The organism is Loigolactobacillus rennini DSM 20253 (assembly GCF_001436505.1).
GTDB lineage: Bacteria > Bacillota > Bacilli > Lactobacillales > Lactobacillaceae > Loigolactobacillus > Loigolactobacillus rennini.
This window is the reverse complement of the sequence record NZ_AYYI01000092.1, coordinates 17771-29865: the sequence shown is the minus strand read 5'-3', so window position 1 is coordinate 29865 and position 12095 is coordinate 17771. Positions and strand designations below refer to the sequence as shown.

Annotated in this window: 14 protein-coding genes; all 14 read right to left on the bottom strand. The window is 44.2% G+C overall.

Going from position 1 to position 12095, the window contains the following annotated elements; translation table 11 throughout:
- Positions 1-47 precede the first annotated feature (47 nt).
- Positions 48-392 carry a nucleotide-binding protein gene (locus FC24_RS10185; protein ID WP_083485692.1) on the bottom strand — a complete coding sequence of 115 codons (345 nt, stop codon included), beginning with the start codon at positions 390-392 and terminating at the stop codon, positions 48-50.
- Positions 385-1458, bottom strand: a complete 1074-nt coding sequence (gene hydE / locus FC24_RS10180; RefSeq protein ID WP_057874760.1) for a [FeFe] hydrogenase H-cluster radical SAM maturase HydE — start codon at positions 1456-1458, stop codon at positions 385-387. The genes FC24_RS10185 and hydE overlap by 8 nt, the downstream gene beginning before the upstream one ends.
- On the bottom strand, positions 1436-2530 hold the full coding sequence (locus FC24_RS10175) for an ATP-binding cassette domain-containing protein (RefSeq protein WP_057874759.1): 1095 nt from the start codon (positions 2528-2530) through the stop codon (positions 1436-1438). Before FC24_RS10175 ends, hydE begins: the two co-directional genes overlap by 23 nt.
- Positions 2527-3567 carry a FecCD family ABC transporter permease gene (locus tag FC24_RS10170; protein ID WP_057874758.1) on the bottom strand — a complete coding sequence of 347 codons (1041 nt, stop codon included), beginning with the start codon at positions 3565-3567 and terminating at the stop codon, positions 2527-2529. Before FC24_RS10170 ends, FC24_RS10175 begins: the two co-directional genes overlap by 4 nt.
- 2 nt (positions 3568-3569) lie before the next feature.
- The gene (locus tag FC24_RS10165) at positions 3570-3824 is read right to left on the bottom strand and encodes a TM1266 family iron-only hydrogenase system putative regulator (RefSeq protein WP_057874757.1); all 255 of its coding nucleotides are present in this window, start codon (positions 3822-3824) and stop codon (positions 3570-3572) included.
- A 429-nt stretch (positions 3825-4253) separates the two neighbouring features.
- A complete protein-coding gene (locus FC24_RS10160; RefSeq protein ID WP_057874756.1) occupies positions 4254-4655 on the bottom strand; it encodes a flavodoxin family protein in 402 nt (133 codons plus the stop codon).
- An 87-nt stretch (positions 4656-4742) separates the two neighbouring features.
- Entirely contained in the window at positions 4743-5291 is a 549-nt protein-coding gene (locus tag FC24_RS10155; RefSeq protein WP_057874755.1) for a hypothetical protein, read from the bottom strand.
- Positions 5292-5353: 62 nt separating this feature from the next.
- Entirely contained in the window at positions 5354-6790 is a 1437-nt protein-coding gene (locus FC24_RS10150; RefSeq protein ID WP_268872308.1) for a [FeFe] hydrogenase, group A, read from the bottom strand.
- Positions 6791-6796: 6 nt separating this feature from the next.
- Positions 6797-7075, bottom strand: a complete 279-nt coding sequence (locus FC24_RS11825; RefSeq protein WP_235807397.1) for a 2Fe-2S iron-sulfur cluster-binding protein — start codon at positions 7073-7075, stop codon at positions 6797-6799.
- Positions 7069-8901, bottom strand: a complete 1833-nt coding sequence (locus tag FC24_RS10145; RefSeq protein ID WP_057874754.1) for an NAD(P)-binding protein — start codon at positions 8899-8901, stop codon at positions 7069-7071. Before FC24_RS10145 ends, FC24_RS11825 begins: the two co-directional genes overlap by 7 nt.
- Before the next feature lie 283 nt (positions 8902-9184).
- Positions 9185-9271 carry a LacI family DNA-binding transcriptional regulator gene (locus FC24_RS11965; RefSeq protein ID WP_420805262.1) on the bottom strand — a complete coding sequence of 29 codons (87 nt, stop codon included), beginning with the start codon at positions 9269-9271 and terminating at the stop codon, positions 9185-9187.
- A 30-nt stretch (positions 9272-9301) separates the two neighbouring features.
- Positions 9302-10219, bottom strand: a complete 918-nt coding sequence (locus FC24_RS10140) for a YihY/virulence factor BrkB family protein (RefSeq protein ID WP_057874753.1) — start codon at positions 10217-10219, stop codon at positions 9302-9304.
- Between the two features lie 28 nt (positions 10220-10247).
- On the bottom strand, positions 10248-11117 hold the full coding sequence (locus FC24_RS10135; protein ID WP_057874752.1) for a hypothetical protein: 870 nt from the start codon (positions 11115-11117) through the stop codon (positions 10248-10250).
- Positions 11118-11144: 27 nt separating this feature from the next.
- On the bottom strand, positions 11145-11585 hold the full coding sequence (locus FC24_RS10130) for an SHOCT domain-containing protein (RefSeq protein ID WP_057874751.1): 441 nt from the start codon (positions 11583-11585) through the stop codon (positions 11145-11147).
- Positions 11586-12095 lie beyond the last annotated feature (510 nt).

The following is a 12095-nucleotide window of genomic DNA, read 5'->3' as shown; positions in this document are numbered from 1 at the left end:
CTTACCGCCCAGAAAGCAGCTTAATAAAGTTGTCCAATTTTAAGGGTTCACTTCACATAAGCACCTTTTTCATTTAATTTTGTCAATGCAGCAATGATGCCCCGGCGAGCACAACCCATGCCTGGTGTCGGGCCACCTGCTTCTGCGCAAACAATCTGCTTAAAGCCTAAACGTACCATATCTTCTAAATCAAAATCATTTTGCCGCTGGCGGACCAAATCTAAAATTGTTGACATCGGCGCTTTTCCCCGCAGTAAGATTGTTGAATCTGCTTTAGGATCACACCCGATCTGCATCACTTTTAAACCCTTTTCCGCCAGTGCAGCAGCAACATTTGCCACTGTGGTCGACTTACCAATGCCGCCTTTGCCATAAACTGCAATTTTAATCATGCTCGTTCCTCCTTAACGCTGAATCTGGCTGAAAATCCCCTCGTCCTTTAAGAACTGTATAATGAATTTGCGCCATTTGGTCGGTCAAATTTTGAATACCCGATGCGGCGTTTTCATTGACGCCGGCCTTATTGTCATACAGTAAATACTGTTTGCGCACGGCTAATGGTGATAAATTCGGCATCACAACATTGCAACCAGCCAGCACACCTTGCTGCCGGCCATTGCTTTCAACCGTTCCTAAAGCTGTCGTTGCAGGCAATAACACATCTGGTTTTAAAATTCGGCACAAACTCAAGATAAAAGTTGTCAGCTGCGTATTGCCAGCCGCAAAATGCCGAAATGGCGTTTGACTGTGCGGAATAAATGGCCCTAACCCTAACATCTGCGGCTGCAGCTTAGTAATAAAAACCATATCATCCGCTAAGGACGCCACGGTCTGGAAGGGCGCGCCCACCATCATACCGCAACCTACCTGGTAACCAATCGCTTTTAACTGCCATAAGCACCGCCGTCGGTTCGCAAAGGTTTGCCTGGCCGGATGCCACTTTTCATATAGCGCCTGACAAGCCGTTTCGTGCCGCAATAAATACCGGTCTGCGCCGGCTGCAAATAACCGCTGATAAGACTGATAACTGCGCTCTCCTAACGATAAGGTGATTGCACAGTCTGGATATTGCTGCCGAATGTGACGAAGCAACGGGACCAAACGCTGATCCGTAAAATAAGGGTCCTCACCTCCTTGAATGACAAACGTGCGAAAGCCATTTTCGTAACCCGCAGCACAACAGGCTAAAATTTGTGCTTCACTGAGCCGATAACGTTTTAAATGTGGATTAGAATGCCGGATGCCACAGTAACGGCAATCATTTTTACAATAATTAGTGTATTCAATAATGCCGCGAAAAAAGATTTTACGACCAAAACGTGCAACGGTTAACCGGTGCGCTAAATTTTGTGCATAGGCGGCATCGGCTGGCTGGTAAGTGGCAATGAGCTGCTCCCACTGCGCATGGCTTAACTTATGCTGCTGGTTGAGGCGCTCAATTAATTGCTGATTGCACATTTGACACGGGCTCCTCTGCAATGGTGGTCTTCACATTGACGTCTGGTAAAATTTCAATTTGATGAGTCAGTGCCTTAATTTTGCTCAACGACGCCATTAACGTCACATTAAGTACGATCATGCCCTGCTTGGTAGTTGGCAGCTTCGTCTGGTTCAAAATGGCTTGCTGATATTGTTGCAATAAATATTTGATTTTAGCTAGCCGTTGGGGCTGCGTTAAAATCATGGCAATTGTTGCAGTAACCTGCTGCTTTGCTGGCGGTTCGTGCTGACACTTACCTGTTTGTGGTGTCACTTTTAGTGGCATCACACTAGGATAAATATGGTCCGGTGTTTCAATTTGCCCAATGATCGCTTTGACGCCAAAAGCTTTTTCAATGTTTGCTTCCGTTACAATTTCAGAAGTTTCGCCAAAAATTGATTCCCCACCTTTTTGCAAAATTAGCGATTGACTGCTTCGCATCAATGCATGGTTAGGGTAATGGGTGTTAAAAATGCAGCACATTCCCTGATTAGCCAAACGCGTCATCGTATCTAGCACAATTAATTGGTTTTTAAAATCCAGATTTGATTCCGGTTCATCTAAAATCAGTAATTGCGGCTTTGCTGCTAACGCCCGGGCAATTAAAACCATTTGCAGCTCACCACCACTGATTTCTGTACACCGTTTTTGCAACAACCAGTCAATCCCCATGTCAGCCGCCAGTTTATGGACTAAATCCAGCTCCGACTGGTGCGGAGTTGAAAAAATACCGATCCGACTGGTACAACCTAGTAAAATCATGTCCTCGGCCGTAAAGGAAGCAAAGGCCCCCCGTGCTTGCGGCACGTAGGAGACTTTTTGCCAAAGCTTTTTACTGGGGATTTGATAAATGTTCTGCCCATCTAAAGTACTGCGACCGCCATCCCACTTTAACAGCCCCATAATGCAACGCAATAAAGTGGTCTTTCCTGCACCGTTTGGACCTAAAATGGCAATCAAATTACCGGATTCGGCTTTAAAGTTTAAATCTTGAATGATTGGGTGCCCTTTGACATAAGCAAAGCTGCCATCTTCGACGACTAATTTCATAATTGCCAGCCTCCCGTTCGCCGCATTAAGTAAATAAAGAATGGCGCACCAATAATGGCCGTTAAAATTGAAATTGGAAACTCTGCTGCTGATAAACTACGCGCGGCAGTATCGACAATCACTAAAAACGCCCCACCAGCTAAAACTGATGCCGGCAATAACGCAATGTGATTATTACCAAACTTCATCCGGCACATGTGCGGAATCAATAAGCCAACCCAGCCAACTTGACCGCACATCGAAATCACCGATGCTGTGATCAACGTGGCACATAAAATGGTCACGATCCGGATGGCTTTGATGTTCACGCCTGTTGTCCGCGCTTCTTCCTCGCTTAACGGTAAAATGTTTAGCCGCCAGCGCAACAACAGTAAAATCAAAATACCAAATAAAATTGGTGGCGCCCCTAATGCCAATGAATCATAGCTGGCAGAATCAAGGCTGCCCATTAACCAATAAGTGATAGCTGGCAGCTGGCTTTCTGTATCTGCAGAAAATTTCACAAGTGAGACTAAAGCAGTGAACAGCGAACCAATCATAATTCCGGCTAAAACCACGCTGTTCAAATTGCGCTGTTGTTTGCCAGTTCCCGCCAGCGCCGTTAAACCTAACGCAACCAAGCCAAAAAATAAGGAAATTAACTGGACGCCAAGTAGATGTAACCCTAACAACAAAGCCAGTGCAGCACCAAAAGAAGCACCTGACGCCACTCCCAATGTATCTGGCGTTGCTAATGGGTTAGAAAACAAGCTTTGGAAAGCACAGCCCGAAGCAGATAACCCTGCTCCTGCCAGTAAAGCTAATAAAATTCGCGGCAAGCGCATTTTCCAGAGTACGGTATAAATTTGCAAAGAAACAGTGAGATTGCCGGTAAAACCATCTGCTAAAGCATGAAATACATCTGCTGGGGCCATCGCGTAACGGCCAACACATAGTGAAAACAAAGCAGCAGCAAAAGGCAATAACACTAAAATAATTTTCCAAGGTAAGGTAATTTTAGCCGTCGAAACGGCCCGTTTTGACTTCAGCGCTAACATAATCAGTCTGACACCACCTTAGAATAAGCCGTTTTTGTGCTAATACCCGCTAAACGACCGATCTTCCCAGTTAACGCACTGATCACATCCTGCGGCGCGTCGACTGCCACGCTGATAATGTTAATGTTGCGCTGGCGGTAAGGTATCCCCATGCGCCCAATAATATAATCACGATAAGTATGTAATAATCGATTCAATTCAGAAACTTCGTCTGTTTGCTCAACAATAATGCCAATCACTGCGATTCGTGTTTGCACACTAACCATCCCCCAACAATAAAAATGACCACACCGAAAGGCGCAGTCTTCAGTAAGTTATCATACTTTATTTTTAACTGAGGTTAGCGTCTTTCATCTCAAAAAAGATTTCGATGTCAGCACAAGTGAAGTATATCACATGAAACTCGTCACATCAATTAAAACTAAAAATTCTAAGCAAAAAGTAGCAGCTGTTACGATTTAGCTTTTGTAGCTCGCCTTTTATCTACACGGCAATCCTGCAGTTATACAGCAAATACTGGTATTGAAAGCTAAATTATTTCACCAATTTTTAATGATTAGTTAGCACACGATTTACTTGTATGACCAACAAATTAAATTTTTTGCGACACAAAAAGCCGGATAATTCACATGCAAATTACCCGACTAATTAAGCCATTGTGCACATTCTGTTTGATCAAGGCATCATTAACCTTTTAACGCTGCGGTAAAGTTCTTAATTTCACCTTGTTGCTTTTCACTAAAATTAGCTTTCCCAGGCGCAAAACCATGTAAAAAGAGGCCTTGGCTAGAAACCTTAACTTTATTTTCAGTCAAGGCTTTCTTCAATCCTTTTTTGATTGACATGATCCCCCCAGAAGTACCAAACATCACCACTTGGCCAATTTGCTGTGCATCTAAACTAGCTGCAAATTGTTTTAACTCTTTATCCAATGATGCCATGTGAATTGCACCGCCTAAATAGAGCGTGTCCAACGGATATTTTATAGGTTCACTAATTGGTTTGGCGGATAAGTTTAATTGCTCACCGATCATTTCCGCCATCTTTTTCGTGTTACCTGTTCTTGAAAAATAACGAATCGCATCCATCTAAATTCCTCCCAAAACTGAATATGGTTGATTGCCGTTAGCAAAAGCGAAAAACCGCCTGTTTAAAGGCGATTTTAAATTGCTGCGCTAAACCCAATCGTGCTTTTGCGCTAGCGGTCGTAAAATTGGCAATAAAAGCGTTGCAATCACGCCGCCGACCAAAGCAGTAATTAATTGTGGCAGTGAAAACATTGTGGATAAAACCAGACTTTGTGGTGCTGGTAGCGCTAAAATCATGTTAACTACCAGCTTAACCACTAACAAATACAACACTGCAAATTTTAATACTGCAGCTAAAATGGTAGCGCTTAAGTTTGCGATCAAATGAGACAATTGTATTTTTCGTGTTACCCAGTGCCAAATTAGCACTAAAACCACATTTCCCACCATGATACACGGTATAATGGGCAATAATTTGGGCCCAATACCTAATAAAAACGCTAACAATGGTGAGAAAATCGCAACGGTTACCCCACTGGATAACCCAGCTAACATAACGGTTAATATCAACGTTAAATTCACCAACGAACCAGTGATCAGCGTATTGCCTAAAGCTGCCGTCGCGGCTTGAAACGCGATTAAGATAGCTAAGAATAACGCGGTTTTAACCACCCATTTTGCCGGAGAATTTTTCATTTAGCTGCCACCTTTACTTGCTTTTCTAAACGACCTGATCAACTACATTCATTTTAGTCCACTTACCGTTCTGAAGCAACATGTTCGGTGTGCAACAGTTCCTCTGCCAGTGGGGAAAGTGGAGCAGTCAAATATTCTTTGTAAACGGTTTTAATGGATGGATTCTCATATGAACAACGTAATTTAGTTTGTCGATCCAATTTATAAAGTGTTGGTGCCCGGTAACCTGCCATTTCACACCCATCATGAATTGGCTGGCCACCACCACCGACACAACCACCAGGACAAGCCATGACTTCAACAAAATCGGCGTGACGCCGGCCGGCCTTCAAATCTTCGATTAACCGCCGGGTGTTGCCCAGACCACTAACTACCAACGCATGTACCGGAACACCATTGAGTTCAGTATTGACTTCTTTTAAGCCATCTTCACCGCGCGCGGCTTTGAAAGTATCTGCATCCGGCTTTTCGTGATTAACAAAATAATAACCAGTCCGTAAAGCTGCCTCCATCACACCACCAGTTGAGCCAAAGATCATCCCGGCACCAGTGGCAATGCCCAACGGATCATCCAATTGACTTTCTGGAAAATTAAGCGGCTCGATGAATTCGCTTTTCATCATCCGGTTCATTTCCCGGGTTGTCAGAACATAATCAACATCAGGTGTGCCATCTGTTCTAGTCATGCTGGGCATCGCCGCTTCTGATTTTTTAGCCACACAAGGCATAATTGAGACAGACACGACTTGTTCAGGTGTCAAATCATGATTTTTTGCCCACCAAGTCTTCGTCACTGCGCCAAACATCTGTTGCGGCGATTTCGAAGTGGAGAGCTGCCCTAGTAATTCTGGATATTCAGATTTTGCAAACCGAACCCAGCCGGGACAGCAAGAAGTGAACAGTGGCATATCGTTAGGTTTCTTGGTTTTCATAAATTCCAAAAATTCAGAACTTTCTTCCATAATGGTCAAATCAGCTGAAAAACTAGTATCGAAGACATAATCAAAGCCCATATGGTGTAAAATGGTCGCCAAGCGCTGAACAGTTGCTTCTTCTGGCTTCAGCCCAAACGCTTCGCCATAAGCGGTTCGAATCGCCGGTGCAATTTGTACAACCGTCGTCACGTTGGGATCCGCAATTGCCTGTTGCACTTTGTCAATGTCATCCCGCGCGGTTAGTGCACCTACTGGACAGTGCGTAATGCATTGGCCACACAATGAGCAGTTCAAATCACAAATCGGTTTATTTTCTCGGGTACCGATAAAGTTATGCGGACCAGGATTTAAAACATCCCAAACATGCAGGGTTTGCATATGATCGCAGACTTGTACGCAACGCATACATTTAATGCATTTGCTATTATCACGGATTAACGGGAAATTCATGTCCCATTTAAACGCATCGATCTCTTTCGGATAAGGATTATCCCGCACGTGGGTGGCATTAGATAGGGTCTGCAACGTACAATTACCACTACGCACACAACTGGTACACTCCACCCGGTGCTAGCTTAAAATCATTTCTAAGTTTTCTTTACGCGCTTGGCGCACTGCTGGCGTATTGGTATAAATTTCCATTCCCGGTGCGACTTTATTGTTACAAGCCGTCACTAACTGGTCTTGGCCTTTTAATTCCACCACACAAATCCGGCACGCACCAATTTCATTAATTCCTTTATAGTAGCAAAGTGTTGGGACGTGAATATTTTGTTGCCGCGTTGCATCTAAAATGGAGGTGCCCGCCGCAACTTCACAGGGCTGTTCATCAATTTTAATTTTTACCATTGGTTTTCCCTCCCGCCACGGAATGAGCCGTAGCCAAAATGATCACAACGCAAACAACGAGATGCTTCTTGCTTTGCCTCTTCATCACTCATCGGCAACGCCATGTCATCAAAATCTTGGCTTCTTTCTGCTGGAATTCGTTCTTTAATTTCGACTCGGCCACAAGGCATCCGATCATGCAGCATCGGTTCAGGAATGTCAATGTCTGTCTTAACTTTGTGATCAAAGCCTAAATATTGATCAATGTTCGCGGCTGCGACTTTACCAGCTGCAATTGCTTTAATCGCGGTGGAGGGCCCCGTCGCACAATCACCACCAGAGAAAACGTCTGGCTGATCTTCAAAATGCGTGGTTGCACCTGCTTGCAACTCACCCCATTCAACGGGTAAGCCTGCTTGCTTAAACATATCACTGTCAATGTTTTGTCCAATGGCGACCACTACAATATCCGCTTCTAAACGAACGGGTGCAGTATCTGCAGGCCGTGGCGAAGGCCGTCCTTTACGGTAAGGACCAATCACTTGTGGTTGGACCCACAATGCTTTTGCTTGATCTGTTTGGTCTGTTTCAACTTTGATTGGCGACATCAACTCAGCAATGACCACATTTTCGGCAATCGCACCGGCAATTTCATCAGGTAAAGCCGTCATGTCTGCCTGCCGCCGTCGATAAGCCAAAGTGACTTGTTCTGCTCCCAGCCGAACGGAGGAACGCACCACGTCCATCGCTACGTTACCACCACCGACGACGACAACTTTTTTACCCTTAAAATCAGGCATATGATAATCCCCAATTCCCCGCAACATGTCAACAGCCGACATGACGCCACGAGCATCTTCACCAGGAATCCGCAATTTTTTATCTGTATGGGCGCCGATTGCAATATAAACCGCATCGTTATCCGCTCTTAATTGCTGAAATGCTGCTAAATCAGCAATTGGATGATCTTTATGTATCTCGACACCAGTATCAGCAATCACATCGATGTCGCGCTGTAAATCCTTCCGGTTCAAACGGTAGCTGGGGATCCCATAGCGCAGCATGCCACCTAAATGTTTCCGCTGATCATAAACGGTCACTTGATGGCCCATCAGCTGTAAATAAAACGCCGCACTTAAACCACTAGGTCCACCACCGATAATCGCCACTTTTTTGCCGGTAGCTGGCAGCTTTGCCATTGGCAATAAATTATGTTTTTCATGATCGACACAATAAGCTTTTAAACCACGAATGTTCAAACTGCTGTCAATGATGTTGCGCCGACAAAGGTTTTCGCAGGGATGTTCACAAATAAATGCACAAGCGGTTGGAAATGGGTTATCTTTACGAATCAGCTGTACCGCTTCGTCACTGCGGTCATGCGCAATTAATGAAATGTAGCCAGGAATGTCCACGTGTGCAGGGCAGGCACGAACACAAGGAATCCCTTGATGAGGTGCTTGGCAGTAGCCTTGGTGAATGTGACTTTTAAAATCTGGCCGAAACGCGACTAAACTCCGCAATACTTCTGCCGCTGCTTGAAAACCGATCGCACAATCCGACGAATTTTTAATGCTGCGGGCACTGCTTTCAATTAAATCTAACGTATCATCTGTCGCTTCACCTTGGCGGACTTGATCCAACAGATTAGCTAACTGTCCTAACCCAATCCGGCAAGGCGCGCACTTACCACAACTTTGACTATGGCACAGTTTCGCGTACGCACTGGCAACTTCCACCGGACAAAGCCCCGTTGGCGCTGTTGCCATCCGCATCTGAACCGATTTGTACAAGGCAGCTGCAGTTTCTTCTGCAGCCTCCGGTACATCTAATGTTAAACGGCTCATCTTTTCCACTTCCTTAATAAAAATTCAGTTTAAAAGCTCAATAAATCACAATAGTCATCACAATCATTATTTTATCATAAAACTGCGCCATTAACATATCTAATCACAAATAAACGCGGTTAAAATTCTCACCAGTCAATTATTTTAGTCTTATATTGTGAATAAACGACAATTAGTTAATTTTATTGCAAATAAAAAAACTGCACTTAACAGTTATTCGTGCAGTTTAGTTTATTTTAACTGATAGTTTGTAATTTGAGCGGTTAGCCATTTAAACAAATTGTTAATGGTGTGCCGCGTAATAGCGCGACACCGTCATTTTGGAAACATTTGCCAAATTTGCAACATCCGTTAAAGTTGCTGTTTTCATCAGCCTTCCCACCTTTTTCATCAACTCACGTTACGCCTTCACCCGCTGGCGCCAGTTTTGCCAACGTTCCCACCAATCGCGCAATTTGCCGCGAATTGGTTGAATTTTACCGTAAAAATGTTCCTCCGTTAATCGATTGATAAATGCACCTAATAGCATAATCTGTGCCACAAAAACAAGCCAAAACATTAAAACGATAAACGTGCCGATCGCACCATAACTGCTGATCGAGCGCATGAAGTAACGGACATAAAGCGCGAAAAATTGTGCCAGTGCTAGCCAACCAACTGCAGTTAAAATTGTTCCTGGCAAAATACAGCGTAAATGTAACCGTACGTCTGGCAGAAAATAGAAAAGTAATAGCAAGATGACTAGTAAAGTTGCGGAAGTCACTGGCAATTTTAATTGCGCGAATACGCGCAGTAAAGTCGGCGGTAGATCTAATCGCGGGACCACATAGTTCAAAACGTCTTGACCAAAACCAAAGATTAAAATCAACACTAAAATAATTACCGCAAAGACTAAGGTTAAAACCAAAGATAGCAAACGAGCCAGCAGCGCGTTTTGTGGGGTTTTTACGCCGTAAGCTTGGTTAATGCTGTCGCGCAGGTTAACGATTCCCCGACTAGCTGACCATAACGTGATCACCGCCCCGATGGATAGCAAACCGCCGTTGCCACTGCGCAAATAGCGGACGATTTGCGGTGCTAATGTGCGGTAGATCGAAGCTGGAAACAGCGCTTGAATGTACGGCAACACATCATTCACTTGAATATTTAAAAAAGGTAACAGGTTTCCTAAAAAAATTAGCAACGGAAAAACGGAAAGCAAGGCATAGTAAGCAACAACTACCGCATTTTTATTAATGTTAGCCGCTTGGAAAGCCGTGATTAACGGTATAATCCGTTGCTGCCAACCGCCAGTACGGTGCTGCTTTTGCTTTCCCATGACTAAATCCTACTTTCTCTACAAAAATTTAAGTGGTCAACTGTTTCATCAGTGTGGCTAAATCCGGCGCAATGGTGGTGATTTGCTGCTGTGTCCCACGAACAATTTGGGGTTGAGCCGTTTGCCCATACGAAAAAGCCAGAAAGTGACGTTCACTGGCCGCAAACAACAATAACTGCTGTTTTTGCGCATCGGTTAAAAAGTCATGCCGTGCCGCTTGATTTAAATAAATTAAATCTGCTGCCACGTTTGTTTGACTACGACCAGCAAAAAAATAGCCAAAACCATACAATGTGCCAAATTTTAGCAAAATTTGTTGATAATTTTCAGGCAGTGGTAACGGCAAAGCCATCACTAATGTTTTTAAAGCCGCGCTGTTAAGCTGGCTATTAGGTATGAGCTGTAGCTTTTGCTGCCTGATTAATTGTTTTACCTGCGTCAACAGCGCTGCCTGCGGTGCTGGATCAATGGTTGCTGCCGTCGAATCCGATTTTTCAGTGTCCGGATGAGTTGCTGCTGAATTCGGAGCCACTGTTTGTGTGTTAGTCGCTGTCTCGACAACGCTGGAACCGTCATCTGCATCAATTTGTGACTGATTTTTAGGCGTTGGATGGGCAGTTGAAGCAATTGTTTCATGTGTGACGCCAGCTGCTGACGCGTCCATACTTGTTAAAGGCTGTTTTACAGCCGCGGTTGTTTTTTTATTCGATGCAGCCGCTGATGTTTGGTCAGTAGCGACCGGCGACGTGTGTTCACGATCCGATAGTAAGGCTAAATTCTGCGACAAAGCGGTCGGCTGCGGACTTGCTTGTTGCGCTAAATGTTGCCGTCGCTGTACTGCTGCCTGTTGCAAGTGTTTTAATTTATTCTTGGCCCGTTTTTGCCGTCGTTTTGCCATTTTGATTACTCCTTTGTGCAGAAAGAATCATGATTCGTCCAACTGCAAAATTTCTCGCTTTTTAGCTTCAAATTCTTCATTGGTTAACAAACCGGCGTCACGCATTTTTAAGTACTGCATAATCAACTGGCCGTTTGCCACAAAATCGTCCTCGCCCCATTGCTTATTCTTTTCAACTTGTTGTTTTAATCGCTCTTGTAATGGTTGAATAAATGATAAGTCTGAATCTAAAAACGCAACCGTTAATTTTTGTTCTGGCGCTGCCTTCTCTACGCGGTAACTGACGTGCAATTGCCCCGGTGTATCGGGCTTAGGCAATTGCAATTTTACCTGATTAATCCCCTTTAATGGCACCACTGTTTCAACTTGCCGGTGCCGTAAATGATGCCGGATCGTCTCAACTAGCGTTAATTGCTTGTCCGTTAAATTAATCGCAGCCACCGTCGGCTTTTTTATTTTAATTTGCATCTGCCGTTTCACTCCCTAGTTTAACCGCACAATTCACCGCTAAACTTAAATCACTGCTTTCAGTTTACCTTGCTCCCGCAAAGAGTACAACATTTACCGGGTAAAAAGTCGCACTATAACTGCTGCGCTAAGTGCGCACACGTCAGTTTAAAGCAATGGAACAAAACAGCGAACTAACCACACATGAGATTGCAGTCAATTCGCTGTAAGTATGGTTGTTTTGCCACCCTAACTGTGCAATTTTTCATTTGTTCATAGTACTTTTTTGTGGAAAAGTTAACCGCCTTTGATATTTTATTCTGCATCGCTGCCGTAAACGTGGTTTAACAAGCAGCTGTTGCCGTCTGTCATGTTTCAACTCGGCGATTTGCGCCGTAGTTGAATGGTCAACGTCTGTAGCATGAAAGATTTTCGGAACGAAAATCTCCCTCTTCTGCGGAATAGTAGCTACAAAAAGCAGACAATCCGCTGCGCGAATCATCTGCTTTTTTAGGCTAATACTCAGAAGTT

Bases quoted from the DNA above. Each gene is read 5' to 3' on its own strand.
- FC24_RS11825 (WP_235807397.1), bottom strand. From the start codon at position 7,075: ATGGTAAAAATTAAAATTGATGAACAGCCCTGTGAAGTTGCGGCGGGC.
- FC24_RS11965 (WP_420805262.1), bottom strand. From the start codon at position 9,271: ATGAAAACAGCAACTTTAACGGATGTTGCAAATTTGGCAAATGTTTCC.
- hydE (WP_057874760.1), bottom strand. From the start codon at position 1,458: ATGTGCAATCAGCAATTAATTGAGCGCCTCAACCAGCAGCATAAGTTA.
- FC24_RS10160 (WP_057874756.1), bottom strand. From the start codon at position 4,655: ATGGATGCGATTCGTTATTTTTCAAGAACAGGTAACACGAAAAAGATG.
- FC24_RS10145 (WP_057874754.1), bottom strand. From the start codon at position 8,901: ATGAGCCGTTTAACATTAGATGTACCGGAGGCTGCAGAAGAAACTGCA.
- FC24_RS10170 (WP_057874758.1), bottom strand. From the start codon at position 3,567: ATGTTAGCGCTGAAGTCAAAACGGGCCGTTTCGACGGCTAAAATTACC.
- FC24_RS10185 (WP_083485692.1), bottom strand. From the start codon at position 392: ATGATTAAAATTGCAGTTTATGGCAAAGGCGGCATTGGTAAGTCGACC.
- FC24_RS10175 (WP_057874759.1), bottom strand. From the start codon at position 2,530: ATGAAATTAGTCGTCGAAGATGGCAGCTTTGCTTATGTCAAAGGGCAC.
- FC24_RS10130 (WP_057874751.1), bottom strand. From the start codon at position 11,585: ATGCAAATTAAAATAAAAAAGCCGACGGTGGCTGCGATTAATTTAACG.
- FC24_RS10140 (WP_057874753.1), bottom strand. From the start codon at position 10,219: ATGGGAAAGCAAAAGCAGCACCGTACTGGCGGTTGGCAGCAACGGATT.
- FC24_RS10135 (WP_057874752.1), bottom strand. From the start codon at position 11,117: ATGGCAAAACGACGGCAAAAACGGGCCAAGAATAAATTAAAACACTTG.
- FC24_RS10155 (WP_057874755.1), bottom strand. From the start codon at position 5,291: ATGAAAAATTCTCCGGCAAAATGGGTGGTTAAAACCGCGTTATTCTTA.